This window comes from Leucobacter japonicus (assembly GCF_001273855.1).
Taxonomy (GTDB): Bacteria; Actinomycetota; Actinomycetes; order Actinomycetales; family Microbacteriaceae; genus Leucobacter; species Leucobacter japonicus.
In genome coordinates this window covers 11,341-37,612 of sequence record NZ_JHBX01000077.1, presented here as the reverse complement: position 1 = coordinate 37,612, position 26,272 = coordinate 11,341, and the positions used below count along the sequence as shown (strand labels likewise).

Here is a 26,272-nt window from a genome sequence, read left to right as displayed (position 1 = left end):
CCGCGCTCCGCCGCACTCGCGTCGAACGGTGTTGCATCGTGCGCCCGCTCCGGCGCACGCGCCCCCGCGGAAGCGGGCCGCGATGCTTCGGGCTCTGGCTCTGGCGAGCGATCGAACCCGCTCGGCCGCTTCACCGTGCCTCGGACTCGAACCGGTCGCGCAGCGCTTCGACGACCTGGGGAATAATGCGATACACCGTGCCGCAGCTCATCGTGACCATGACGTCACCGGGCCGTGCGATCTGGGCGAGGTACGCCGCGGCGTCGCCCCACTCGGGCAGATAGGTCACTCGCTCAGCATCGACGAAGTCGTCAGACACGAGCGCGCCGGTCACTTCGGGCACCGGATCTTCGCGTGCGCCGTCAACCGCGAGCACCACGGTGTGATCAGCTCCCTGCTCGAGCACCTCGGCAAATTCGCGGTGGAACAGGCGGGTGCGGCTGTAGAGGTGCGGTTGGTGGATCGCGATGAGCCGTCCGTCCCCAACCACCGCGCGCGCGGAATCCAGCAGAGCAGCAACCTCGGTCGGGTGATGCGCGTAGTCGTCATAGACACGCACCCCGCCCACCTCAGCGTGGAATTCGAACCGTCGCTTCGTACCCCCGAACTCGGCGATGGCATCGAGTGCCGCTTCGGGCGCCCAGCCGAGCCCGGTCAGCACCGCGAGTGCACCGACGGCATTCACGGCGTTATGCGTACCGAACACGGAAAGCTGCGCGCTGTAGCGCTCGCCTGCGATTTCAACGGCGAAACGCACCGGCCCGGAGTCATCGACCTCGACGATGCGCACATCGGCGCTCTCGTCACTGCCGAAGGTGCGAATCGCAGCAGCACTCCCCTGTGCACGCACAGCCTCGAGCACTTCGCGCGCTCCCGGGTCGTCCGCAGAGATGACGATCTGCTCGCTCGCCCCGCGGGCGAAATCGACGAATGCCTGCATGAAGGCCTCGCGCGAGCCGTAGAAGTCGAGGTGCTCGGGATCGACGTTGGTGATCAGCGCGACGGCGGTGTCGTAGAGCAGGAAGGATTTGTCGGATTCATCCGCTTCGATCACGAAGAGGTCGTCTGCTCCGGTTCCGGAACTCGTTCCCAACGACTCAATAATGCCGCCGTTGACGAACGACGGATCTGCGCCGAGTCCGAGCAATCCGGTCACGAGCATGCCCGTCGATGTCGTCTTTCCGTGCGCGCCGGCCACCGCGACCAGTCGCCGCGAACGCGCGAGCCAGGCGAGTGCCTGTGAGCGGTGCAGTACGGGGATGCCCGTCTCCAGTGCGCGCTGGTACTCGGGGTTGTCCGTCCAGAGTGCACCCGTCACGACGAGGGTGTCCGCGTCGCCTACGTTCGCCGCATCGTGCCCAATGCTCACCTGAATGCCGAGGGCCTCGAGCGCCGCGGTTGAGTAGTTCGCGCTCCGGTCAGAACCGGTGACGCGCACCCCTGCCTCATGCAGCATGCGAGCGATTCCGCTCATGCCCGAACCGCCGATACCGACGAAATGGACGTTGCCGAGATCTTCAGGGATCTCCAGCTCGAGATCGGGATAGATCATGGCGCCTCCTCAGCACGAACCGACAATCAAGAGTATCGCGCGACACCCGCGCGACGAGTTCACGCGCTGCGCGTCGCGCTCAACGCTTCGCGCACGAGGCTCAGCAGTCGCGCCGTTCCGTCGAGCGAGCCGGCGCGGCGCGCGCGCTCCGACATGTCGGCCAGTCGCGCATCATCGACGATCAGCGGGATCAGCGTGTGCCGTACCCATTCGGCGCCGAGCTCGCCGTCTTCCACCAGCAAAGCACCGCCCGCTTCGACGACGCCCGCAGCGTTGAAACGCTGCTCGCCGTTACCGACCGAATAGGGCACGAGCACTGACGGGATTCCCAGTCCGGCGAGCTCGCTCACGGTGGTCGATCCCGCGCGCGACACCGCAAGATCGCAGGCAGCGAAGGCCAGATCCATCCGATCACAATAGGGCACCACCGAGTAGCCCGGAACCCCCGGGTCGGCGAGCTCGGTCAGTCCACCCCAGACGTGCAGCACCTGCACTCCGGCCGACACCAGTTCACGGGCAGAACCAGAAATCCCCTGGTTCAACGCCCGCGCGCCAAGCGATCCGCCAGTAACGAGCAATGTGCGGTGGTCGGGTGCGAGCCCGAAGTGGGCACGTGCCTCGGCACGAAGCGCCTGCCGATCGAGGCCCGCGATCTCGGGCCGCAGCGGCATTCCAGTCACGCGGGCTCCCGTGATCGGGGTGCCCGCAAAGGTCACCCCGACGTACGGCGTGCTCCGCGCACCGAGCTTGTTCGCCATTCCTGGCTTCGCGTTCGCCTCGTGAATCACGACCGGAACGCGCTCGCGCGCGCCGGCACGATAGGCCGGAGCCGCCGCGTACCCGCCGAATCCGACGACCACATCGATGTTGCGCTCGCGAATCAGGGCGCGCACCCGCAAGACCGCACGAGCGAATCTCCAGGGAAACCGGAGCGCGGCGAGGTTCGGTCGACGCGGAAACGGGAGCCGTTCGATGTGCACGAGTTCGTACCCGCGTTCCGGAACCAGTCGCGCTTCCAGCCCTTCTCGGGTGCCGAGCACCACGATCACCGCGTCCGGCTCCTCGGCACGGATCTGATCAGCGAGGGCGAGGAGCGGATTCACGTGCCCGGCGGTGCCGCCGCCGGCGAGCAAATAGTGGGTCATTGCGGTGAGATCTCCTCTGAATGCTGTGCGGTGTCGCGCGCGATCGAAATCACCACGCCGATGGCGATGAGACACGCGATGAGTGCGGTGCCTCCCGAACTGATGAGCGGGAGCGGCACCCCGAGCACGGGCAGGATGCCGATGACGACGCCGATGTTCACGAATGCCTGGCCCACGATCCACACGAGAATGCCCCCGACGACCGTGCGGCCGAAGCGGTCGCGCGTACGCGTGATGAGGCGCAGCATGACCACCGTGAGCACGACGAATAGCGCGATGACCAGCAGCGCGCCGATGAAGCCGAGCTCCTCGCCGATGATGGCGAAGATGTAGTCGTTGTCGGCCGCGGGGAGCCACGACCACTTCGCCTTCGAATTGCCCAGTCCGACCCCGAAGAACCCGCCGCCAGCGAGCGCCCAGAGCCCGTGCGTCGCCTGCCAGTCGATGCCGCTGTAGTCGTCAGTGCCGCCGGCATGGCTGAGGAGCCGCTGCATGCGGTTCGGGCTGGACAGCACGAAGAAAGCCACCGCAAGGGCTCCGCCCAGGGCGGTCACCCCGAGTGTCTTCCAGCTGATGCCCCCGAAGTACATCGCACCGAACACGATGGCGGCCATGATGAGCACCGTGCCGAGATCTCGGCCGAGCAGCACCACGCCGAGCGCGATGACGGCGCCCGGCAGCACCACCGGAATGAGTTCGTGTCGCATCTGCCCGAGAAGCGGTTCCTTGCGCTGCAAGACGGCACCGACCCAGACCACGAGGGCGAGCTTCAGCGCTTCAGAAGGCTGGGCGGTGAACCCGCCGATCTGAATCCAGTTGCGGTTGCCGTAGACCTCGACGCCGAGTGGCGTGAACACGAGCAGCTGCAGCACGATGCCAATACCGAGGAACAGCCACGCGTACCGCTTCCAGAACTGCATCGGCATCGCTGCGGCAACGAGCATCAATGGGATGCCGATCACCGCGAAGATCACCTGCCGCCAAAAGCCGCCGAAAAAGCCCTGGTCCGCAAGATAGGAGGTAATCGAAGATGACGACAGCACCATGATGAGGCCGAACCCCACCAAGAGGAAGGTGATGGTGTAGAGCGCGACGACGGTGCGATCCGACCCGGTGCGCAGCACCCCGCCCAGGCGGATGATCGCCTGAATCGGAGCCTTGCCCGTGCCCTCGCTCGGCCCCGCACCCGCTGACATCACTCCAGCTCTCGCACAGCCGCCTGGAACCGACGGCCGCGATCGGAGTAGCTCTCGAACTGGTCCATCGAAGCCGCCGCCGGCGAGAGCAGCACGATGTCTCCGGGTTGGCCGATCCCGAGCGCTTCCGTCACGACCGCGCGCATGATCCCGTCCGCATCCAGGTCTGCGTCGATGATGTCGATCACCGGTCGTTCGCCGAGGTGCCGCCGCAGCGCCTCGAGCACGGGAGCTCGATCCCGACCGATGACGATGGCCCCACGCAGTCGATGCGCGTGGGCACTCACGAGCGCGTCGATATCGACGCCTTTGAGGAGTCCACCCAGCACCCACACGACATTCGTCAACGCACGCAAGGAGGCGTCGGCAGCGTGCGCGTTCGTCGCCTTCGAATCATCGATCCAACGCAGATCGCGGATTTCGCCGAGGTGCTGCGCACGGTGGGGGTCCGGCGTGAAACTCAGGATCGCACTCGCGATTTCGCCGGGTTCGACTCCGCGCGAGCGTGCGAGTGCGCTGGCCGCGAGAATGTTCTGCACCATGTGGGGCGCACCGAGATCGTGCTCGGCGAGCTCGTCGACGGTCACCAGCTCATACGCTTCGGATCGCCGACCCGCATGGAACCCGCGATCGACGAGAATTCCCTCGACGACCCCGAATCCGCTCGAGGGCGGGGTGTCGAGACCGAAGCTGATCGCGCGAGCACCCTCGATCACGTCGGCTGCTTCGACCATGCGTTCCGTCTCGGCGTCCGCACGGTTGTAAACGCACGCGATTTGCGTGCGTTCGTACACCTTTGCCTTCGCCGCCCAGTAGGCCGCGGGGCTCCCGTGCCAATCGAGATGGTCGTCAGCGAAGTTCAGGCACGCACTCGCGTACGGCGAGATCTCGCCGAGGCGCTCGAGCTGAAAGCTCGACAGTTCGACGACGATGACGTCGTAGCCCTGAGGATCACGGAGCGCGTCGAGAATCGGCGTGCCGATATTCCCGGCCGGCGTGACGCGAAGTCCCCCCGCCGCGAGCATGTGCGCGGTGAGCTGAGTGGTCGTGGTCTTCCCGTTAGTACCGGTGATGCAGATCCAGTCGGCGACGCGATGGGTCTTATCGCGCAGGCGCCAGCCGAGCTCGATATCGCCCCACACCGTCACACCGCGCTCGGTCGCCCACATCGTCAGCGGGTGATCGGGTCGGTAGCCCGGCGACACCACGATGAGTTCGGGATCGAAGTCAGCGAGATCCGCGAGCTGCGCCGTGTCATCGTCATCCACGAATCGTTCCGCGCCGATGACGTCGAGTAGCCGTTCGCGCTCTGCATCGGGCGCTCCGAAGATCACCCGCACCCGCGCGCCGAGCTCGACGAGCGTATCGGCGACCGAGAAGCCGGTCACGCCGAGTCCGAGCACGGCCACGCGCAGCCCGCTCCAGTCGTGGTGCCAACTGGAGAGCGCCGAGACCCGTTCGGCCACCAGTCGTGCGTAGATTGCCGCCGATCCCCCGGGTTCCTGCGCCTCCACGTTCGTGTCGCCCATGCTCATCGCGTCGTGTCCTTTCACGGCTGCTGCAGCAGCCATTCGCCGTAGAAGGCACCGACCCCAGCGATGACGAACAGTGCCGCGATGATCCAGAATCGAACCACGACGGTGACTTCCGCCCATCCCTTGAGTTCGAAGTGATGGTGAATCGGGCTCATCAAGAAGATGCGTTTGCCATGGGTCACCTTGAAGTAGATGCGCTGCACGATGACCGAACCGGTCTCGATGATGAAGAGCCCGCCGATGAGCAGCAGCAGTACCTCGGTGTGGGTCAGGATCGCGAGGGCCGCGATGGCGCCGCCGATGCCCATGGAGCCGGTGTCGCCCATGAAAATGTGTGCGGGATTCGTATTCCACCACAGGAAGCCGGCGACGCCGCCCAGGAATGCCGCGGCGATGACCGCGAGATCCATGGGGTCGCGCACGTCATAGCAGCCGGGTTCGGCTCCCGTGCTGATGCAGCTCTGCGCCGACTGCCAGAACCCGATCAGCAGGTAGGCGCCGAAGGCGAAGATGGCCGAGCCCGCGGCAAGACCGTCGAGACCGTCAGTCACGTTCACGGCATTCGTCGTTGCCGTCACGATGACCATCACCCAGATCACGACCAGGCCGACGCCCACGATCGCTCCGAAAGTCATGAAGTCGAACGGCAGGTCCCTGAACACCGAGATGTGGGTCGAGACGGGCGTAATCCCGGCCTCATTCGCGAACTGCAGTCCGAGCACTGCGAATGAGACAGCGATGATGACCTGACCGGCGATCTTCGCCCAGCCACCGAGCCCTGCGGACTGCTGCTGGCGTGTCTTCATGAAATCGTCGATGAACCCGACGATCCCGGCCCCGACCGCCATGAGAATGACCAGCAACGCCGAAGGCGACGGCTGCTCACCCATGATGAGCTTGCCCACGAAGTACGCAATCACCGACCCCGAGAGGAAGATGATGCCACCCATGGTGGGGGTGCCCCGCTTGACCTCGTGCTCTTTCGGCCCGTCGACACGGATCGGCTGGCCCCAACGCAGGCGATTGAAGATTCGCACGAACAGCGGTGTCAACAGCAGCGAATAGAGCAGCGAGAACCCGCCCGCGATCAGCAGCGCGATCATGCGTGCGCCTCCCCGAGTCGGTCGCCGAGCTGCTGCAGCCCTGCGGCGTTCGAGGACTTCACGATGACCGTGTCATTCGGCCGGAGTGTGTCGGAGAGGTAGGCGAATGCTTCGTCCTGCGTCTCGAAGAACACGCTCTCGCCGTCCCAGGATCCCTCGTTGATCGCGCTGATATGCAGCTGGCGAGCTGCGGCACCGACGACGACGAGTTCAGAGATGCGCAGGCGCACGGCCTGCAAAGCGACTCGGATGTGCTCTTCGATCGAGTACTCGCCGAGCTCGCTCATCGCTCCCAGCACGGCGACGGATCGCCCGTCAGGCTTACGGATCTGCGCCAGCGTGCGGAGCGCCGCGCTCATCGAGTCGGGGCTGGCGTTGTAGGCATCGTTGATGATCGTGATGCCGTTACGGCCGCCGAGCACCTCCATGCGCCCCGGTGCGGCGAGTGTGGCCGCTTCGAGCTCGGCGACGACGTCGCTGAGTTCCAGGCCGAGTTCGAGGCCGACCGTTGCCGCCGCGAGTGCGTTCATCACGTGGTGCTCCCCCAGCACCCGGAAGTGCACGGCAGCTTCGGCACTGTCGGCGCGGATGGTGAACCGCGTGCCCTCGGCCGACGATTCGATGTCGGTGGCGCGCACGTCCGCGTCCGCGCCCAGACCGAACCACCGCACACGCGCGCGCGTCAGGTCGGCCATCTGCGCGACGCGCGGATCATCGCGATTGAGCACGGCGACGGCGGACTCAGGAAGGTCGCGCACCATCTCGCTCTTGGTGCGGAATGTGGTTTCGATGCCACCGAACTCGCCGGCGTGGGCGAGCCCCACGGTGAGCACGACTCCGATGTGCGGGGGCGCCATGGCGGTCAGCCGGGCAATCTCGCCTTCGCCGCTCGCGCCCATCTCGGCGACCAGCGTGCGAGTGTCTGCGGCGACGCGCAGCATCGTCAACGGGCCGCCGACCTCGTTGTTGAACGATTTCGCGGAGGCCACGGTGGCTCCGGTGCGCTCGGCCATGGATTGCACGAGGTTCTTGGTCGTGGTCTTGCCGTTGGAGCCGGTGATCCCGACAATGGTCAGCTCACCCGCCGCACGCACTCGACTCACGACTTCGGTCGCGAGATCGCCAAGCGCGATCGTACTGTCGGCGACCACGATCTGCGGAACTCGGTCGTCGACTTCGTGTTCGACGACGAGCAACGACGCGCCTGCGTCGACGGCACGATCGGCGAAGCGGTGCCCGTCGGTCTCTTCGCCGCGGCGGGCGAAGAAGATATGCCCGGGGCCGACCTCGCGCGAGTCCGTCTGGGATTCACCGGAGACGAGCGTCGTGTCGGGCACGCCGGTCGCTCCCGGAACGAGGCGTCCGCCGACGGCGGTCGCAATCTCGGCGAGTGTCAGTTCAATCACGGGAGCAATCCTGCCTCGCGGAGTGCGCCGCGAACTTCGTCACGCGCCGAGTACGGAAGGAATTTCCCGGCGACTTCCTGGTGGTCCTCGTGTCCTGGACCGGCATACAAAATAACATCCCCGGGTTCGGCAAGCGAAATGGCGAGCCGCACGGCGGTGCGCGGGTCTCCCTCTTCAATGACCGTCGCGTGGTGTGCGGAACGCGCTCCGGCGAGCAACTGCGCGCGAATCGCCTCCGGCGGCTCGGAGCGAGGGTGGTAATCGCAGACGATCACGGTGTCAGCCCCAGCTGCGGCGATACGACCCATCTCCTCGCGCTTCGTGGTGTCGCGATCCCCGTCGGCGCCGAACAAGAAGATCACCTTCCCCGGAGCGACCTCGCCGAGTGCATCGAGCATTGCTTCGAATGCGCCCGGGGTGTGTCCGTAGTCGACGTAGAAGCGCGGACCGTCGCTTCCGGGCAGCGTCATCTGTTCGAGCCGCCCCGGAATGAATACCGAAATGCGCCCTCGTTCGAGACCCGCTTCAACCTGGGCGAGCGGGATGCCTGCCTCGTGCAGCATGATGAGCGCCAACGCCGCGTTCTCGGCCATGAACCGGCCGAACACCGGCACGCTGCCCCGGAAATGCGCGCCCTCCGGCCCCTGCAGTACGAACGATACACCGTCGAGGTTTTGCCGGGTGACCGCCAGATGCCAATCGGCGTCTTGGCCGTACTCCGTGGCCAGTCTGGTGACGGGAATCTTCGATTCACGCGCAATGCGCTGACCCCACGGAGTGTCGACGACGACGACCCCGCGCGCGGCATGCTCCGGAGCGAACAGCGCCAGCTTGGCCGCGAAATAGGTTTCGAGGTCGCCGAATTCGTCGAGGTGATCCTGCGAGAAATTGTTGAACGCAACGACATCGAAATGTACGCCGTCCAGGCGATGACGCACGACCGCCTGCGCCGAGACCTCGAGCGCGACGCCCGCCACACCGACCTCGACCATGCGGGCGAGCAGGCCATGCAATTCGGAAGCTTCGGGGCTCGTCAAGTTGCTCACGATGACCTCGTCGCCGATGCGGCGCTCCGCGGTCGAGCTCAAACCGGCCGTGATGCCCGCGGCGCGCAGCAGTTCGGCGATGAGGTACACGACGCTGGTCTTGCCATTCGTTCCGGTCACCCCGAAGGTGCGAGCCGACAATGCCATCGTGCCGTAGACCTGCGCAGACACGTCGCCGAGCACCGTGCGCGGGTGGGCCTCCGAGACGAGCACGGGCACATCGAGACCTGCTTCGCGCACCCGGTGCACACCGGCCGCGTCCGTGAGGATGGCGACTGCGCCTGACTGCACGGCTTGCGCCGCAAAATCGGCACCGTGCCGGTGCGCACCCGGCATCCCGACGTAGAGATCCCCGGGGCGCACGTCGCGCGAGTCCAGCGAGATCCCGGTCGCGGCGACTCCTGCGATGGATCCATCGACCGTGAATCCGAAGTCGCCGACCACCGCCTCGAGCGAAGCGGGATTGGGGCTCTGCGGGCGAATGCTCAAGGCATCTCCGGTACTCACGGGTGCGTGCCTCCTGAGGCGTGTATCAATATTCGGTCGGGAGCGGGGTGAACTCGCCCGTCGACGGCGGAATGTGGAAGGTGCGAATCGTCGCTTCAGCCGCGTCACGGAACGCCGTGATCGCGGCGACGCCGCCGTCGCCATTCGTGGGGAACGCCACTGATGCTACCGCGACATATTGCGGGTCGTCGGCCGGGAAGATACCGGCGAATGAGTTCACGTAGTTGGTTCGATACAGGCCGGTCGCCGGATCGACCTGTTCGGCGGTACCCGTCTTGCCGGCGATCCGATACCCCGGAATCGCCAAGATATCTTTGAACCAGGCCTCGGTGGTCACGGTCTCGAGCATGGCCATCATGTCGGCCGCCGTGCTCTGCTGAATCGCAGTCACGTCGTCGCCATGATCCATCGTGGTCTTCGTGCCGTCCGATGCGACGCAGTCCGCGACCAGCGCGGGCGGCACCCGCACTCCGCCGTTCGCGATGGTCTGGTAGACGCCCGCGGTCTGCACGATCGTCGACGAGAGCCCCTGCCCGAACATGGTGTTGTACGCCGTCTGCCGGTCCCAGTCCGTGTAATTGGCGAGTTGGCCTGAATCTTCGAGCGGCATGCCCGCCTGGGTGGACTCGCCGATCCCGAATTTGCGGAGATAGTCGTAGCGCACTTCGGGGCTCAGCTGGTTGCCGAGCATCGAGGTACCGACGTTCGACGACTGCGTCAAAATCCCGGTCAGCGTCCACGGCATTTCGGGGTGCGAAAACGCATCGCCGAAGCGCACGTCGGGTTCGGGCGTGAGGTAATCGGGTGTCAGATTCTGCGACAGCGGCGTCGAGACACCCTGGTCGATGAGTGCGGCAGCGGTGATCGCTTTAAACGTCGAGCCGGGCTCGTACGGGCTCGTGAAGGATCGCGCCTCGCGCTTTTCGGGGTCGCCCGCGTCGACATCGTTCGGGTCGACCGAGCCGTCCTCGGCCACTGCGACGAGCTCACCGGTTTTCACGTTCATAATGACGAGCAGGCCCCACTCGGCCGCGACATTCTGCACCTGCTGGTTGATCGCCTGCTGCGCTTCCCACTGCAGGTCGCGATCGAGGGTGAGCTCCACCGTTCCGCCGTCTTGCACCTTGCGCGTCACCACGACGCTGCCCGGGAGTGCGACATTGTCCTCGCTCCGCTCGTAGGTCTCGGTGCCGTCCACGCCGGTCAGGCACGCGTTCTGCGAGAGTTCAATGCCCGCCAGCGGCTCGTCGTCCGCGCCGAAGAACCCGACAATGTTGCCCCCGACTGCGCCGTTCGGATAGGTGCGCTGATGCTGGCTCTCGAACGTGAGCCATGGGATGTCGAGCGCCTTGAGTGCGTTGAGCTGGGTGAGATCGATGGATCGCTTCACGTAGGCGAAGTCAGACTTCGGGTTGTCTTTCAGCGCGTCATCGACGATCTGCTGAATATCGTCCGCGCTCTGACCGGTGATCTTGCCGACCTCTGCAAAGGCTTGCGCGGCGGTCACTTCGACCGTACCGACGCCGCGTTCGGTGTCTGCACGGTAGAACACGCCCTTGTTGAGCTTCGTGTTCTTCGGGGACAGTTGCACGTCGTAGCGTTCATCGGTCGTCGCGAACACCTCACCGTTGCGATCGACGATATCGCCGCGCACGCTCGGAATCGCCACGGGCACCGCGCGTTTGTCTTTCGCATCCTCGTTCAGCGCCGCGGCTGACACCACCTGCACATCGACCAGTCGCACGAGAAAGACGAGTGAGGCGACGACGATGATGCCGAGCGCAATGGCTCGGCGCAGCGACGAACCGCGCATTCTCAGCATGCCGTACCTCTCCCTCTTCGGCCGCCGACGGGACGCGCTAGTGGGTGTCGGGAGCCGGAAGCTTTCCCGACAACCGTACCGGCGGATCCATGGTTTCCGACTGAGCGCCCGCGGCCTGTCCGCGAGGCACCAGCAATCCCGCAGCGTCGACGACCGGCATGTTCTCGAGCGTCGAGTTCGGAATCAGGTTGCCACTGGCTTCGGTCGTCTCGGAATCGAGCGCACCCAGCACCGCGCCGTCGCTCAGACGCAGGGTAGCGGGGCGCGTGTTCTGCACCATTCCGAGGGCGGCAGCGTTCTCCGCGAGGTTCTGCGGGGAGGCCAGCTTGTCGACGTTCTGTGACAGCACACGCTCCACGCGGCCCAGGTCGCGCTGCTCGGTTTCGAGCGCGCGCGTCTCGTAGGCGCCCTGTGAAATCGCGATGCTGAGGCCGAGCTGCGTGGCGAAGATGGCGAGGATGATGCCGACTCCTGCGAGCGCGATGGCAAGCGGGCTGCGGCGCGGGCGGGGTACCGCTGCCGGCACCGAGACCGGCCGCAGATGGCGCTCCCCCGGCGTCGTCGTCGGCGTCTGAGCCGGCGCACCGAGCCGCAGCGCGGCGGATTCAAAGTTGACCGGAAGCGTTGCGCTCATCGCACGTCCCTCACTCGTTCGGCGGCGCGAAGCCGGACCGGGATGGCCCGCGGATTGCGGGCCCGTTCTGCATCGTCTGCGAGTTCCGCGCCTCGGGTGAGTAGACGGAACTCGGGCCGGTGCTCGGGCAGTTCCACCGGAAGCCCGGCGGGAGCAGTCGACGTCGATCGGCGCGACAGTTCGCGCTTGACGAACCGGTCTTCGAGCGACTGGTACGACATGATGACGGCACGGCCGTCAACTGCCAGCAGGTTCAGCGCTGCGGGTATCGCGCGCTCCAGCACGGCCAGCTCTGCGTTGACCTCGATGCGCAGCGCCTGGAACACGCGCTTGGCGGGATGCCGCTGGTCGCGTACGGCTGCGGGGGTGGCCTCCTGCAGCACGTCGACGAGCTCTCCGCTGCGCGTGATCGGCGCGAGTGCGCGGGCGGCGACGATGGCGCGCGCGTACCGCCCCGCCAGCGGCTCCTCGCCGTAGCGCTCGAAGATCGCGCGGAGTCGCCCCTCAGGCGCTTGCGCAAGGACATCGGCGGCGGTCTCGCCACGGCTCTGGTCCATGCGCATGTCGAGCGGTGCGTCCTGCGCATAGGCAAAACCGCGATCGGCTTCATCGAGCTGCAGCGAAGACACTCCGAGATCGAACAGCACGCCGTCGATCCGGTCGAAGCCGCTGTCGTGCACCGCGCGCGCGATGTCGTCGTACACCGCGTGCACGCGGATTGCGCGGGCACCGAAGCGCTCCAGTCGCTTTCCGGCCAGCGCGAGCGCTTCGGTGTCACGGTCGAGGCCGATCACCGTGAGGTTCGGAAAGCGCTCGAGCAGAGCTTCCGTGTGCCCGCCCATGCCGAGCGTTGCGTCGACGATGACCGGCCCGTCGGTACTCCCGGCAGTCATTGCGACCGGAGCGAGGAGTTCGATGCAGCGGTCAAGGAGCACTGGCGTGTGCAGCTCGCTCGGATCGCGTGAGATGTCGTGCGTCATGGGATTCCGGGCTAGAACAGCCCCGGGATCACCTCCTCCTCGATTTCGGAGAACGACGCTTCCTGCGCCGCCAAGTAGGTCTGCCAAGCGTCGAGATCCCAGATCTCAGCGCGTGTGCCGGCACCGATGACCGCGACGTCGCGGTCGAGCCCGGCGTAGGTGCGCAGATTCTGCGGGATCGTGACGCGGCTCTGCTTATCCGGCGTCTCGGGGTGCGCCCCCGAGAGAAACACGCGCAGGTAATCGCGTGCCTGCTTGGAGGCAAGTGGAGCCGATCGGACCTGATCGTGCAGCACCTGGAACTCGGTTTCGCTGAACACGTACAGGCTGCGCTCTTGACCGCGAGTAATGACGAGACCATCCGCGAATTCATCCCGAAACTTCGCCGGCAGGATCAACCGGCCTTTGTCGTCCAGGCGCGGCATGAAGGTTCCCAGAAGCATGGGCCCTCCCTCCACCGTCTCGTCCTGGTTCCCAGTTTACTCCACTTTCCTCCACCAGTTGCGAGATTGGCTCCACTTTATTCCCGAATTCGCGGAAATTCGCAGATGCATGCCGCTGAGTCGCGAGCGCGACCGGGCCTGAAACTGCCCGCGCAGTCGCCAAATATCGCCGAGAATCCGCGCCGTCTCGCCGATGATCACACCGTCGCGCGACGCCGGGGAGCAAAGTGGAGGGATTTTCGCCGTCGATGCAGAATCAGACGACGCATCCCAGCTACGGGGCTACGACAGGACGCGCCCGATGGCAGTCAGATGTCCGCTTTCAGGCCGAGGAGATGCGAGTGCGTGCGAGCGGTCTCACCCGGGAAACACAGAACGGGCGCCGGACCCAGTCCGACACCCGTTCACGGTGCACTTACGCGCGCCTACGGCGCATCTATCATGCGTTCCACCCGCGCTCCGCCCTGTGGGCCGGCACTGAAGCGCCGCCGAACGCGGTTCAGAAACGCGATGCGTTTCCGATCAGCGTTCCACCCTGCGCTCCGCTCCATGGGCCGGCGCTGTTGCGCCGCCGAACGCGGTTCAGAAACGAGATGCGTTTCTGATCAGCGTTCGCCCTCCATGCGCTGGTCCCAGCGGCGCTCCATGCGCTCGCTAAAAGACTCACGCGAAGCCTTGCTCGACCCGCCGCCTGACGGAGTGGAGGTGATGTCCTCGACGGTCAAAGCATCTGAGGATCGTCGCGACAGCATGAGCATGACGCCGCCCAGCATGACGGCAAACCCGATGAGCCCCAGCCACAGCTGCTGGGCTGCAACGCCTCCGATGAGTACGCCGATACCGATGATCACCACGACGATGCCGAGCACGAGCGAGCGGTAATTCAACCGGCGATGCTCTGATGATCCCGCCTGCATGACGTCGGCTTCGCTTTGATAGAAGCCGCGCTCCATCTCGTCAAGCAACCGCTGTTCGTGTTCTGACAGCGCCATGACGACCCTCCCGGCTCGGTGAAAACTTGGTACCCGTCAGTCTACGACTCCCAGCCGTGAGTAGGCTAGGCGCGTGGAAGAAACGACCCGACTCGCAGCCCTCGTCCAGGAGCGCATCACTGACATTCTGGCTCGGCATCGCGAAGATCTGGCGCCGCTCGGCGACGACGCCGACCTGCTCCTCGACTCGGCGGAACGCTTCCTGAGCGGCGGGAAGCGCTTTCGCGCGCAATTCGCTGCGCTCGGGTACCGCTCCGTGCGCGAACTCGACATCTCCGGCGATATCGATGGTGCATTCTCCGGCGTCCTCGATGCCGCGTGCGCGCTCGAATTCTTCCATGCGGCTGCGCTGATTCACGATGACATCATCGATCGCTCCGATACGCGACGTGGGCGCCCCGCGGTGCATCGTGCGTTCGCCGAGCGGCACGCCGCCGCGAACTGGTCAGGCGCCTCAGAGCATTTCGGTGTCGCCGGGGCGATTCTGCTCGGCGACCTCCTCCAGTCCTGGGCCGACGAACTGATGCACTCAGCCTGCGCCCATGCAGCGACCGCCGCAGCCGCGATTCGCGCACGCGAGCACTTCAATCGGATGCGCAGCGAGGTCGCGATCGGCCAGTATCTCGATGTGCTCGAAGAGCAGCAGCCCGAGTTCGCCGAGCACGACTTGCAATTGGAGCGGTCAACCCGGGTGCTCGTCTACAAGTCGGCGAAGTACAGCGTCGAGGCGCCGCTGCTGATCGGAGCCGCACTCGCCGGCGCCGACGAATCGCACGAACAGGCGATGCGAGACTTCGGGCTTCCGATCGGCGTCGCCTTCCAACTGCGTGACGATCTGCTCGGGGTGTTCGGTGATGCCGCGGTCACCGGCAAGCCCACCGGTGACGACCTGATCGAGGGCAAACGCACGGTTCTGGTGACATTGGCCCGGCACCACCTGCCGACGACGCAGCGCCGCATTTTCGATGATCTGCTCGGCAACGATCTCGATGAAGAGCAGGTCGCGATCCTGCAGCGCACGATTCGCGAAAGCGGTGCGGTCGATCGCGTCGAAGAGATGATCAGTCGAAATGTCGAGCGCGCGCTCGGCTCACTCGCCGGTGCTCCCGTGCGTCGGGATGCAAGCGATGCACTTGCGCGTCTCGCGGATCGCGCCGCTCGACGCGAGTTCTGAGGCGGGCGACCGCCGTCAGGTCGTCGCGCTAGAACGCGAGCGACTGCGTGGCGCGCCGCACGGCACTCTTACGCCCCGCCTGTAGCGAATCGACCGGGCGCTCGCCCAACTCCGCATTCTCAGCGAGCAGCCAGATCACCGCTTCCTCTTCCGAGAAGCCTGCGTCGTGCAGTACGAGCAGCGTGCCGCGCAGCGGCGGCAATGGCTCGTCGCCCTGCAGAAATTCTGCGGGTACACGCATGACCCCGTCGATGCGCACGGATGCGAGGTAGTGCTCCTCGATCAGGCGATGGAGCCGGCCCGGCGTGACGCCGAGACGGTCAACCAGGTCGGCGATGCCGAGCATGGGCGCGGTCGTCAGCGGGCTGCGATCAGAAGAGGTGTTGTCTACCACGGTTCTACTGTGCCAGCGCCTCGCATCTCGCGCAATCCGCGCGACTCCGGCGCGCGTCATGATTCGTCGCATCAGACTTCCGTAGACTCGACGGGTGACTACCGTGCCCACCGACCCGTTGATCGGGCAGACGCTCGACGATCGGTATGCAATCCGCTCGCGCATTGCGCGGGGCGGCATGGCCATGGTGTATCTGGCGACCGACCTCCGTCTGGAGCGGCGCGTCGCGGTCAAAGTCATGCACGAGCATCTCGCCGAAGACGACAACTTCACGCGTCGCTTTGAGCAGGAGGCGCGGAGTGCCGCACGCTTGTCGCACCCCAATCTGGTCAACGTCTTCGACCAGGGGCACGACCTCGGCCGCACCTATCTCGTGATGGAGTACCTGCCGAGCATTACGCTCCGAGACCTCCTCAAGCAGCAGCACCGGCTCACCACCGAGCAGACGATCGAGATCAGCGATGCGGTGCTCTCGGGCCTCGCTGCGGCGCATGCGGCGGGCATTGTGCACCGCGATTTGAAGCCCGAGAATGTCATGCTGGCTGACGATGGCCGCATCAAACTCGGTGATTTCGGTCTCGCTCGCGCTGTGTCGGCCAACACGACCACCGGCCAGGCGCTCCTCGGCACGATCGCCTATCTCTCCCCCGAACTGGTCACGCGCGGGATCGCCGACGCGCGCAGTGATCTCTACGCCTTCGGCATCATGCTGTACGAAATGCTCACCGGCGCCCAGCCCTTCACGGGCGAGCAGCCGATGCAGATCGCGTATCAGCACGCGCACTCCGAGGTTCCCCTGCCGTCGCTCGTCACCCCCGAAGTTCCCGCGGATCTCGACGACCTCGTGCGGTGGATGACGCAGCGCGAGCCCGACGCACGACCCGATAACGCGGGCATCGCCCTCGCAGCCCTGCGCGACGGTGCGGTGCGTGACGCACCCCTGGGATCGACGCGGGTACTGCCTCGCGGGGCCGACGAGGGCATCCCGACGCCGTCCACCTCGGTTCTCGACCCGCAGCAGCAGTGGGCGGTGGCCTCGGGCGCCGATGCCACCACGGTCGCTCCGCAGATCGACGCGACAGAGTCGCCGGCGAACACCGCCGCAGCTGCCACTTCCATCGATCGCGCAGCTGGGCACGCCCGATCCCGAAGCCGCCGAGGCCGTTGGATCGCGCTGCTCGCGGCAGTGCTCGTCGTCGCTGCCGGCGGCATCGGATGGTGGTTCGGGCAGGGTCCCGGATCCCAGGTGTCTGTACCCGATGTCTCCGGGCAAGAGATCGCGGCCGCTCAATCCGCGCTGGAACAGCACGATCTCGTGGTGTCGCTCGTCGAGTGCTCGAGCCTCGAGGTGCCGGCCGGCAGTGCGGCAGGCAGTGATCCGCAAGCCGGTACACGTGTCGATCGAGGCACCGCGGTGCAGCTCTGCCAGTCGACAGGGCCGCAAATGCTGCCGGTACCCACCCTCGTGGGGCTCCCCCAAAGCGACGCCGAGGCGGCGATCGCTCAGGCCCAGTTCGCCTTTGGCTCCATCGTGGAACAGCGTTTCTCCGACGCTGAGGCCGGTACGGTGCTCGCTGCGCTCGGCAGCGACGGCGATGCCCTCGGCGACACCTACCCTGAGCAGGGCGTGGTCGACCTCATCACCTCAGCGGGCGCCCTGCCCGACGTTTCTGGGGCGTCCGTTGCCGACGCGACGGCGACGCTCGCCGACCGCAAGCTGACGGTCGACGCATCCCTGCAGCAGGATGCGTATAGCGACACCGTCGATAAGGGATCCGTGATCGCCCTGCTCCCGCAGACCGACCCGGTACGCCCAGGCGATCCCGTCGGATTGCAGGTGTCGCTCGGCCCCGAACTCTTCCCCGTTCCCGACGTGTCGGGCCTGAAGAATATTGGCGAGGCGATGGATGCAATCAGCGCTGCCGGATTTGCTCCGACGGTTACTGGCGTCGAAGGGCTAGACGCGATTAGCGAACGGTTGCTGCGACGGTTACCGTTCGATAGCGTCGATCCAGCACCAGGTACGATGCTCGAAAAGGGAACGACGGTTCGAATTCTCGTGTTCTAGCCGCGTTCCAAGTACGCACGAACGCCCCCGCACACCTCAACGGTGAGCGGGGGCGTTCGTCGCGAGCGGGTCAGGAGATCTTCTTGAGCTCCTCAGCCACCTGGAACGCAAGCTCGAGCGACTGCATGTGGTTGAGGCGCGGGTCGCAGAGCGACTCGTACCGCGTCGCAAGCGTGTCTTCATCGATGTTCTCCGAACCACCGAGGCACTCGGTGACATCGTCACCGGTGAGCTCGATGTGGATGCCGCCGGGGAACGTGCCGACCTCGCGGTGCGCCTCGAAGAAGCCACGCAGCTCGTCCATCACGTCGTCGAATCGGCGCGTCTTGTAGCCCGTGGCCGTCGTCATGCCGTTCCCGTGCATCGGATCGGTGACCCACAGCGGAGTCGCTCCGGCGTCACGTACACCCGCAAGGAGACCGGGAAGGACGTCGCGGATCTTGCCCGCCCCCATGCGCGTGATGAACGTCAGTCGGCCGGGCTCGCGCTCGGGATCGAGCTTGTCGATGAGACGCAGCGCATCGTCAACCGACGCCGTCGGGCCGAGCTTCACACCGATCGGGTTGCGCACATGCGAGAGGAACTCGACGTGCGCGCCGTCGAGGTCACGAGTGCGCTCACCGATCCAGAGCATGTGCCCCGAGGTGTCGTAGAGGTTGCCCGTGCGCGAGTCGACGCGCGTCAGCGGTCGCTCGTAGTCGAGCAGCAGTGCCTCGTGGCTGACGTAGAACTCGGTCTGCGTCAGTGCTGTGTTGTCGACGCCGCACGCGGCCATGAACTTGAGAGCGCGGTCGATCTCGGCGGCCAGGGACTCGTAGCGCTGGTTCGCCGGGTTCGAGACGAAGCCCTGATTCCAAGCGTGCACCTGACGCAGGTCGGCGAAGCCCCCCTGCGTGAACGCGCGAATGAGATTCAGCGTCGACGCGGAGACGTGGTACCCCTGCACCAGTCGCTGCGGGTCCGCGGTGCGCGAGTCGGTCGTGAAGTCGTAGCCGTTCACGAGATCGCCGCGGTAGGCCGGCAGCGTGACCCCCTCACGGGTCTCCTCGTTGCTCGATCGCGGCTTTGCGAACTGACCGGCCATGCGGCCGACCTTGATCACCGGCATCGAGGCGCCGTACGTGAGCACGACCGCCATCTGCAGCAGCGTCTTCACGCGATCACGGATCTTGTCGGCCGTCGCCGCGGCGAACGTTTCGGCGCAGTCCCCGCCCTGCAAGAGGAAGGCTTCACCGCGCGCAGCAGCGGCGAGACGCTCGCGCAGCTGGTCGGCTTCGCCGGCAAAGACCAGCGGAGGCTGTGCAGACAGTTCGCGCGACGCATAGGCCACGGCATCGGGATCGGGCCAGACCGGCTGCTGCTTGGCCTCGAGCGCCTGATAGGCGTCGAGCTCCGCGAACGCTCGTTCGGCAGCAGTCTCGTGAATCTGGGTAGTCATTGCGATCCCTCACAGTAGGTACGTGAAATCGTCGCGGCGGATCGCCGCAACCCTGTCAGCCTACTGCCTCAGGCGGGCCCGCAACGACTCGGGGACGGTTGAGCGAGACGCTCGAAGCGAACGTGCGACGCCACGGCGCGTGCTGCCGTGGTCGACGGGGCGATCAGCGGTTGCGCACGCTCGACGCGTAGACGTCGACGTAGCTCTGGCCGCTCAGTTTCTGGATCTCGAGCATGATTTCGTCAGTGACGCTGCGCAGCACGAATCGATCGGCGCTCATCCCAGCGAAACGAGTGAAATCCAAGGGCTTGCCGACGACGGTTCCGATGCGACGGATCTTCGGCACCTTTGCCCCGATGGGCATGGCCTTCTCCGTATCGATCATGACGATGGGCACGACCGTGGCACCCGATTCCACGATCAGACGCGCGACACCCGTGCGCCCGCGATACAAACGGGCATCGGGGCTGCGCGTGCCCTCGGGGTAGATGCCCAGCACGTCACCGCGATCCAACACCGCGAGACCCGTGTTCAATGACGCTTCGGACGCTTTGCCGCCGGAGCGGTCGATGGGCAGCTGACCCACGGCCAGCATGAACGACTTCACCAGCCAGCCCTTGAGGCCTTTCCCGGTGAAGTAATCGCTCTTCGCAAGGAAGTAGACCCGCCGCTCGATCATCGCGGGCATGAAGAAGGAGTCGATCACCGACAAGTGGTTTCCTACAAGAATCACCGGCCCGGTCGCGGGAATGTTCTCGGCACCCTCCAGCCACGGGCGGTAGATCGTTTTCAGCAACGGCCCGATGATCAGGTGTTTAAAAATCCAGTAGAGCACAGCCCACGATTCCTCTCGACTGAGAACACCATACCTGAGCCCGGGTGGACGCGGGGGTATGCATATAGGGTGGCAGAACAAGGTGCGACGCGAGACGCCGCGTCGCGGATGACGGATACATGAGTATCGAAGGAGCTGCCGTGAATCAGTCCGAAACCCCGATCCTCGTTCCGCCGGTGCCGGAGGACAACATCACGGATCTTCTCGAGCAGCGAGTTGAGGAGACGCCGGATCGCGCACTCTTCGCCGTCCCCGAAGGCGATGGCTGGCGCGACATCAGCGCGGCCGAGTTCCGCGCAGATGTGATTTCGCTGGCGAAGGGGTTCGCTGCCGCCGGCATCGAGCCGGGCGACCGCATCGCGTTCATGTGCAAGACGAGCTACCAGTGGACTCTAGTGGACTTCGCCATCCACTACACGGGTGCCGTGATGGTGCCGATCTATGAGACGTCATCCCCGCTGCAGGTGCACTGGGTATTGGAAGACTCGGGCGCGCGCGCGATCCTGACGGAGACCGAAGATCACGCAGAACGGTTCGCGGAGATTCGTGACGACCTCCCTGCCGTGTCGCTGTCTTGGCGCCTCGACCATGGCGCGCTCGACGAGCTCCGGGCGCAGGGTGCAGCCATCGACGACGCCGAGATCGAGCGTCGCCGCTCCATCGCCGTCGGAAGCGACGTCGCAACACTGATCTACACGTCCGGCTCCACCGGACGGCCGAAGGGCTGCGTACTCACGCACGCCAACTTTGTCGACCTGTCACGCAACACGGCTCCCGCACTTACCGAGCTGGTGCACCAACCGGGCGCTTCGACGTTGCTCTTCGTGACACTCGCGCACGTCTTCGCCCGGTTCATCTCGGTGCTCTCCGTGCACGGGGGCGTTCGCGTCGGGCACCAGGCCGATACCTCGCAGCTGCTGCCCGCACTCAGCACATTCAAACCGACGTTCTTGCTCGCGGTGCCACGCGTGTTCGAGAAGGTCTACAACTCGGCCGAGCAGAAGACCGAGTCCGAGGGCAAGGGCAAGATCTTCCGCGCCGCAGCCAAGGTTGCGGTCGCGCACTCTGAAGCGCTCGACGCCGGCAAGGTGCCGTTCGTGCTGGGCCTCAAGTTCAAGCTCTTCGACAAGCTCGTCTACGGCAAGCTGCGCGAGCGTCTGGGCGGCAACGTACGGTTCGCTGTGTCGGGCTCAGCTCCGCTCAGCCACTACCTCGGTCACTTCTACCGCAGCCTGGGTGTCAAGATTCTCGAGGGCTACGGGCTCACCGAAACCACAGCGCCCGCAACGGTGAACCTTCCGCACAAGTTCAAGATCGGCACCGTCGGCCCGGCGCTTCCGGGGCACACGATCCGCATTGCCGAAGACGGCGAAATCGAGATCAAGGGAATCGACGTCTTCAAGGAATACTGGAACAATCCCGAGGCCACGGCGGCTGCGTTCACCGCCGACGGGTTCTTCCGGACCGGTGACATCGGTTCGCTGGATAACGACGGGTACCTGTCGATCACCGGCCGCAAGAAGGAAATCATCGTGACCGCGGGCGGTAAGAACGTCGCGCCAGCGGCTCTCGAAGACCCGATCCGTTCGAATACCATCATCGGGCAGGTCGTCGTGGTCGGCGATCAGAAGCCATTCATCTCGGCACTCGTCACGCTCGATCCTGAAATGCTCCCAAGCTGGCTGAAGAACAACGGCGAAGACCCGAACATGACGCTCGAGGAAGCTGCCGTGCACCCGAAAGTGCTCGCTGAAGTGCAGAGCGCCGTCGATGCCGGAAACGAGTACGTGTCGCGTGCCGAATCAATCCGCAAGTTCGTCATTCTTCCGACGGAGTTTATCGAGGCGAATGGCCACCTCACCCCGAAGATGAGCATTCGTCGCGACAATATTCTCCGCGACTTCGCGGGTGAAATCGCCGGGATCTACGGCGAGAACCCGCAGACCGAGGCCGTCAACGTCGCACGGTAGCTGCTCCACCTCCGACAGTACAGCCCGGACCACCACACTTGTGGCGGCCCGGGCTGTATGTGTGACGTCGCGTCGCTCAGAACCAGGCAGAGGTGCGTATCTGACGCATTGCCTCGCCGCGTGATTCGCGGTCGAGACGAGAGAGGTACAGCTTGCCGTCGAGATGGTCGCACTCGTGCTGCAGCGCTTGCGCCATCAAGCCCTCGCCCGCGATCTCGATCGGGTTGCCGTCGAGATCGATTCCTCGAACCGTCGCACGCGGATAGCGCAGCACGTCGAACCAGAGGTCGGGAACGGAAAGGCAGCCTTCCCCGGTCAGCTCGGGTTCGCCCTCGAGCGCAACGATCTCCGGGTTCAGAACGTAGCTGATCTCTCCGTCGATATGCAGGCTGAACGCTCGCAGGGTATGACCGATCTGCGTCGCAGCGAGCCCGGCACGGCCGTCCATGTCGACCGTATCAATGAGGTCTTGCGCCAACGCTCGCACGCCGTCGTCAATGTCGACAATGGGATCGCAGACCGTGCGGAGCACGGGATCGCCAAAGACTCGGATGTCACGAATCGCCATGACATCCGAGCCTACCGGCACGGGCCGTCAGCCCGAAAACGCTACTCGGTGATGGTCGCGATCAAATCGCCCGACTCGGTCGCCCGCGTCCCGGTGAACACGACCCGCTCCACACGACCCGATACCGGGGCCGTGATCGCGGCCTCCATCTTCATCGCCTCGATCGACGCGACCGGCTGACCCGCTTCGACGACGTCCCCGACCGCGACCTTCACGGTCACCGTGCCCGAGAACGGGGCCGCGACATGCCCCGGAACCGTTCGGTCCGCCTTCTCCGCGATCACGGCCTCAACCTTGACCGACTGGTCCTTGACGTATACCTGACGCAACTGGCCGTTCACACGCACCATCACGGTTCGCACGCCCTTCGGGTCCGCCTCACCGATCGCTTCCAGGCCCACGTACAACCGCACACCCTTCGCCAGGTCGATGGCGTGCTCCTCACCCGCGGACAGACCGTACAGGTAGTCCGGAGTGTCGAGCACCGACACGTCACCGAACTGCTCGCGCGCATCCAGGAACTGACGCGTCGGCTGTGGGAAGAGCAGTCGGTTCAGTGTGTCCCGCCGCTCAGCGCTCGTGCCATCGAGCAGCGCCTGGTCGGCGTCCGACACCGGCGTGACTGCGATATCAACGTTGCGCCCGGCGAGCACCTTCGAGCGGAACGGCTCCGGCCACCCGCCCGGGATCTCGCCGAGTTCACCCGCGAGGAATCCGACCACGGAATCCGGAATGTCGTACTTCTCCGGGTTCGCCTCGAAATCAGAGGGGTCGGCGTCGACGGCAGACAGATGCAGAGCGAGATCGCCCACGACCTTCGACGACGGCGTCACCTTCGGGATGCGCCCGAGAATCCGGTCTGCCGCCGCATACAGGTCTTCGATCCTCTCGAAGTTGTCGGCGAGCCCCAACGCGATCGCCTGCTGACGCAGATTGGACAGCTGGCCGCCAGGGATCTCGTGCGTGTAGACGCGACCGGTCGGCGAGGGCAGTCCTGACTCGAACGGCTTGTACACAGCACGCACGGCATCCCAATACGGCTCCAACGCATACACCGCGTCCTGATCAAGGCCCGTGTCACGGTCCGTGTCCGCCAGCGACGCCACCAGAGCGGACAGCGACGGCTGCGACGTGGTGCCCGACATCGGTGCGGATGCCGCATCGACCGCGTCCACGCCCGCAGCGCTTGCCGCGAGCAGCGTCGCGAGCTGCCCACCCGGAGTATCGTGCGTGTGCAGATGCACGGGGAGAGCGAATCGCTCCCGGAGCGCGGTCACGAGCTTCGTAGCTGCAGCCGGGCGCAAGAGCCCAGCCATGTCCTTGATCGCGAGTACGTGCGCGCCCGCGTCGACGATCTGCTCCGCGAGACGCAGATAGTAGTCGAGGGTGTACTTGTCTTCGGTCGGGCTCAGCAGATTGCCCGTGTACGACATCGCGACCTCGGCAACGGCCGTTCCGGTCTCCCGGACCGCGTCAATCGCGACCCGCATCTGGTTCACATCGTTCAGCGCGTCGAAGATGCGGAACACGTCGACGCCCGTCGACGCCGCCTCTGCCACGAACGCCTGAGCAACTTGCTTCGGGTACGGGGTGTACCCGACCGTGTTCTGGCCACGCAGCAGCATCTGGATCGGCACATTCGGGAGTGCCTCACGGAGCACCGCGAGCCGCTCCCAGGGGTCTTCTCCGAGGAATCGCAGGGCGACATCGTACGTCGCACCACCCCATGCTTCAACCGACCACAGCTGCGGCGTCATCCGCGCCACATACGGGGCGATGCGGGCGAGGTCGCGGGTGCGCACGCGCGTCGCAAGCAGACTCTGATGCGCATCGCGGAACGTCGTCTCGGTGACCGCGAGTGCGGTCTGCGCGCGCAGCTGGGCGGCGTAGGCCTCGGGGCCTACCTCCAAGAGCAACTGCCGGTTGCCCGCGGGGGCCGGCGCCGCAAGGTCGATCGCGGGCACCTTCTGCGCAGCATCAATATGCCCCGGCCGTGCCCCGTTGGGTTGATTCACCGTCACGTTCGCGACATGCTGCAGAAGCCGCGTCGCACGATCCTTCGGCTTGTTCATCGACAGCAGCTCAGGCCGCTCCTCAATGAACTGCGTCGACACATCCCCCGCCCGGAACACATCATCAGCAAGCACCGCCTGCAAGAAGGGGATGTTGGTGGAGACCCCACGAATCCGGAACTCCGCGAGCGCACGCTCAGCACGATTCACGGCCTCAGGGAACGAACGCGCCCGACACGTGAGTTTCGCGAGCATCGAGTCGAAGTGCGGGCTGATCTGCGCCCCCACATCAATCGTGCCCCCGTCCAGGCGCACCCCGCCACCACCCGGGGAGCGGTACGCCGTGATCCGCCCCAAATCCGGACGGAAGCCGTTCGCGGGATCCTCCGTCGTGATGCGGCACTGCAACGCTGCACCACGCAACTGAATGCGATCCTGCGTCAATTCGAGTTCGTCGAGCGTGGCCCCGGCCGCGATGCGCATCTGCGCGCGCACGAGGTCGACATCCGTGACCTCCTCAGTCACCGTGTGCTCCACCTGGATGCGGGGGTTCATCTCGATGAACACGTGCTCACCCTGGCGCTCCCCCGCCGTGTCGAGCAAGAACTCGACCGTGCCCGCGTTCTCGTACCCGATCGATTTCGCGAACGCGATCGCGTCCCGCGTCAACTCGTCACGCTTCTCCTGCGACAAATTCGGGGCCGGCGCGATCTCCACAACCTTCTGATGCCGACGCTGCACCGAGCAGTCTCGCTCGAACAGGTGCACGGTCGCACCAGTGGAGTCCGCAAGCACCTGCACCTCGATATGGCGCGGGCGCAGCACGGCCTGCTCAATGAACATCGTGGGGTCACCGAACGCGGATTCAGCCTCACGCATCGCTGACTCCAACGCGTCACGCAGATCCTCGACCCGTTCCACACGACGCATGCCACGACCACCACCACCCGCGACCGCCTTCGCGAACACCGGGAACCCGATCTCCGACGCCCCCGCAATCAACGCATCCACATCCGTCGTCGGCGGCGTCGAACGCAGCACCGGCACCCCAGCCGCGATCGCGTGCTCTTTCGCAGCAACCTTGTTGCCCGCCATCTCGAGCGCGTTCTTCCCCGGCCCAATAAACCGGATCCCGGCTGCCTCGGCCGCCGCCGCGAGCTCCGGGTTCTCCGACAAAAACCCGTACCCCGGGTAGATTGCGTCGGCGCCCGATTCGACCGCGACCCGCACGATCTCAGCGACATCCAGGTACGCACGCACCGGATGCCCGACCGTACCAATCAAATACGCCTCGTCCGCTTTCAACCGATGCAACGAGTTGCGGTCTTCATACGGAAACACCGCCACCGTCTGGGCACCCAGCTCATGCGCCGCCCGAAACGCACGAATCGCGATCTCACCACGATTCGCCACCAAGATCTTCTGGAACACTCCGCCTCCTTGCTACTGCGC

Annotated in this window: 20 protein-coding genes; 3 read left to right on the top strand and 17 right to left on the bottom strand. The window is 65.5% G+C overall.

The genetic code is table 11. From position 1 onward, the window contains the following. Positions 1 to 130: 130 nt before the first annotated feature. The 12 genes from murC to AMS67_RS01265 form a co-directional block, all read right to left on the bottom strand. Positions 131 to 1,552, bottom strand: coding sequence for a UDP-N-acetylmuramate--L-alanine ligase (murC, locus tag AMS67_RS01320; protein WP_053385770.1), 1,422 nt, complete (start codon positions 1,550 to 1,552; stop codon positions 131 to 133). Positions 1,553 to 1,611: 59 nt separating this feature from the next. After that, positions 1,612 to 2,697, bottom strand: a complete 1,086-nt coding sequence (locus AMS67_RS01315) for a UDP-N-acetylglucosamine--N-acetylmuramyl-(pentapeptide) pyrophosphoryl-undecaprenol N-acetylglucosamine transferase (RefSeq protein WP_053385769.1) — start codon at positions 2,695 to 2,697, stop codon at positions 1,612 to 1,614. Then, on the bottom strand, positions 2,694 to 3,893 hold the full coding sequence (gene ftsW, locus AMS67_RS01310; protein WP_053385768.1) for a putative lipid II flippase FtsW: 1,200 nt from the start codon (positions 3,891 to 3,893) through the stop codon (positions 2,694 to 2,696). The genes AMS67_RS01315 and ftsW overlap by 4 nt, the downstream gene beginning before the upstream one ends. Continuing rightward, the gene (gene murD / locus AMS67_RS01305; RefSeq protein WP_241487955.1) at positions 3,893 to 5,464 is read right to left on the bottom strand and encodes a UDP-N-acetylmuramoyl-L-alanine--D-glutamate ligase; all 1,572 of its coding nucleotides are present in this window, start codon (positions 5,462 to 5,464) and stop codon (positions 3,893 to 3,895) included. The genes ftsW and murD overlap by 1 nt, the downstream gene beginning before the upstream one ends. Then, positions 5,443 to 6,531 (bottom strand): phospho-N-acetylmuramoyl-pentapeptide-transferase, encoded by a 1,089-nt coding sequence (mraY, locus tag AMS67_RS01300; RefSeq protein WP_053385767.1) that lies wholly within the window; start codon positions 6,529 to 6,531, stop codon positions 5,443 to 5,445. Before mraY ends, murD begins: the two co-directional genes overlap by 22 nt. Further along, positions 6,528 to 7,937, bottom strand: coding sequence for a UDP-N-acetylmuramoyl-tripeptide--D-alanyl-D-alanine ligase (locus AMS67_RS01295; protein WP_053385766.1), 1,410 nt, complete (start codon positions 7,935 to 7,937; stop codon positions 6,528 to 6,530). The genes mraY and AMS67_RS01295 overlap by 4 nt, the downstream gene beginning before the upstream one ends. Further along, complete coding sequence (locus tag AMS67_RS01290; protein ID WP_053385765.1) at positions 7,934 to 9,490, bottom strand: Mur ligase family protein; 1,557 nt, start codon at positions 9,488 to 9,490, stop codon at positions 7,934 to 7,936. The genes AMS67_RS01295 and AMS67_RS01290 overlap by 4 nt, the downstream gene beginning before the upstream one ends. A 25-nt stretch (positions 9,491 to 9,515) precedes the next feature. Next, positions 9,516 to 11,312, bottom strand: a complete 1,797-nt coding sequence (locus AMS67_RS01285; RefSeq protein WP_053385764.1) for a peptidoglycan D,D-transpeptidase FtsI family protein — start codon at positions 11,310 to 11,312, stop codon at positions 9,516 to 9,518. Between the two features lie 37 nt (positions 11,313 to 11,349). After that, positions 11,350 to 11,946, bottom strand: a complete 597-nt coding sequence (gene ftsL / locus AMS67_RS01280) for a cell division protein FtsL (RefSeq protein WP_053385763.1) — start codon at positions 11,944 to 11,946, stop codon at positions 11,350 to 11,352. Beyond that, entirely contained in the window at positions 11,943 to 12,926 is a 984-nt protein-coding gene (gene rsmH / locus AMS67_RS01275) for a 16S rRNA (cytosine(1402)-N(4))-methyltransferase RsmH (protein ID WP_053385762.1), read from the bottom strand. Before rsmH ends, ftsL begins: the two co-directional genes overlap by 4 nt. 11 nt (positions 12,927 to 12,937) lie before the next feature. Continuing rightward, entirely contained in the window at positions 12,938 to 13,369 is a 432-nt protein-coding gene (mraZ, locus tag AMS67_RS01270; protein WP_053385761.1) for a division/cell wall cluster transcriptional repressor MraZ, read from the bottom strand. A 605-nt stretch (positions 13,370 to 13,974) separates the two neighbouring features. After that, a complete protein-coding gene (locus AMS67_RS01265) occupies positions 13,975 to 14,361 on the bottom strand; it encodes an SCO2097 family morphological protein (RefSeq protein WP_053385760.1) in 387 nt (128 codons plus the stop codon). 73 nt (positions 14,362 to 14,434) lie between these two features. Here AMS67_RS01265 and AMS67_RS01260 point away from each other — a divergent pair, with 73 nt between their 5' ends. Further along, on the top strand, positions 14,435 to 15,535 hold the full coding sequence (locus tag AMS67_RS01260) for a polyprenyl synthetase family protein (RefSeq protein ID WP_053385759.1): 1,101 nt from the start codon (positions 14,435 to 14,437) through the stop codon (positions 15,533 to 15,535). A 28-nt stretch (positions 15,536 to 15,563) separates the two neighbouring features. On the opposite strand, the gene AMS67_RS01255 is transcribed toward AMS67_RS01260, so the two are convergent. After that, positions 15,564 to 15,929, bottom strand: a complete 366-nt coding sequence (locus AMS67_RS01255) for an Rv2175c family DNA-binding protein (protein WP_306455205.1) — start codon at positions 15,927 to 15,929, stop codon at positions 15,564 to 15,566. A 94-nt stretch (positions 15,930 to 16,023) separates the two neighbouring features. Between AMS67_RS01255 and pknB the strand changes: the two genes are divergently transcribed. Further along, positions 16,024 to 17,997 (top strand): Stk1 family PASTA domain-containing Ser/Thr kinase, encoded by a 1,974-nt coding sequence (gene pknB / locus AMS67_RS01250; RefSeq protein WP_075201169.1) that lies wholly within the window; start codon positions 16,024 to 16,026, stop codon positions 17,995 to 17,997. Positions 17,998 to 18,067: 70 nt separating this feature from the next. Here the strand turns inward: pknB and AMS67_RS01245 are convergent, their stop codons facing one another. Next, positions 18,068 to 19,435 (bottom strand): class II 3-deoxy-7-phosphoheptulonate synthase, encoded by a 1,368-nt coding sequence (locus AMS67_RS01245; protein ID WP_053385758.1) that lies wholly within the window; start codon positions 19,433 to 19,435, stop codon positions 18,068 to 18,070. A gap of 163 nt (positions 19,436 to 19,598) precedes the next feature. Next, positions 19,599 to 20,270, bottom strand: a complete 672-nt coding sequence (locus AMS67_RS01240) for a lysophospholipid acyltransferase family protein (RefSeq protein WP_053352894.1) — start codon at positions 20,268 to 20,270, stop codon at positions 19,599 to 19,601. Between the two features lie 140 nt (positions 20,271 to 20,410). Here AMS67_RS01240 and AMS67_RS01235 point away from each other — a divergent pair, with 140 nt between their 5' ends. Further along, the gene (locus AMS67_RS01235; protein WP_053385904.1) at positions 20,411 to 22,240 is read left to right on the top strand and encodes an AMP-dependent synthetase/ligase; all 1,830 of its coding nucleotides are present in this window, start codon (positions 20,411 to 20,413) and stop codon (positions 22,238 to 22,240) included. A 76-nt stretch (positions 22,241 to 22,316) separates the two neighbouring features. On the opposite strand, the gene def is transcribed toward AMS67_RS01235, so the two are convergent. Further along, the gene (gene def / locus AMS67_RS01230) at positions 22,317 to 22,808 is read right to left on the bottom strand and encodes a peptide deformylase (protein ID WP_053385757.1); all 492 of its coding nucleotides are present in this window, start codon (positions 22,806 to 22,808) and stop codon (positions 22,317 to 22,319) included. Positions 22,809 to 22,849: 41 nt separating this feature from the next. Continuing rightward, positions 22,850 to 26,251, bottom strand: coding sequence for a pyruvate carboxylase (locus tag AMS67_RS01225; protein WP_053385756.1), 3,402 nt, complete (start codon positions 26,249 to 26,251; stop codon positions 22,850 to 22,852). Positions 26,252 to 26,272: the final 21 nt, after the last annotated feature.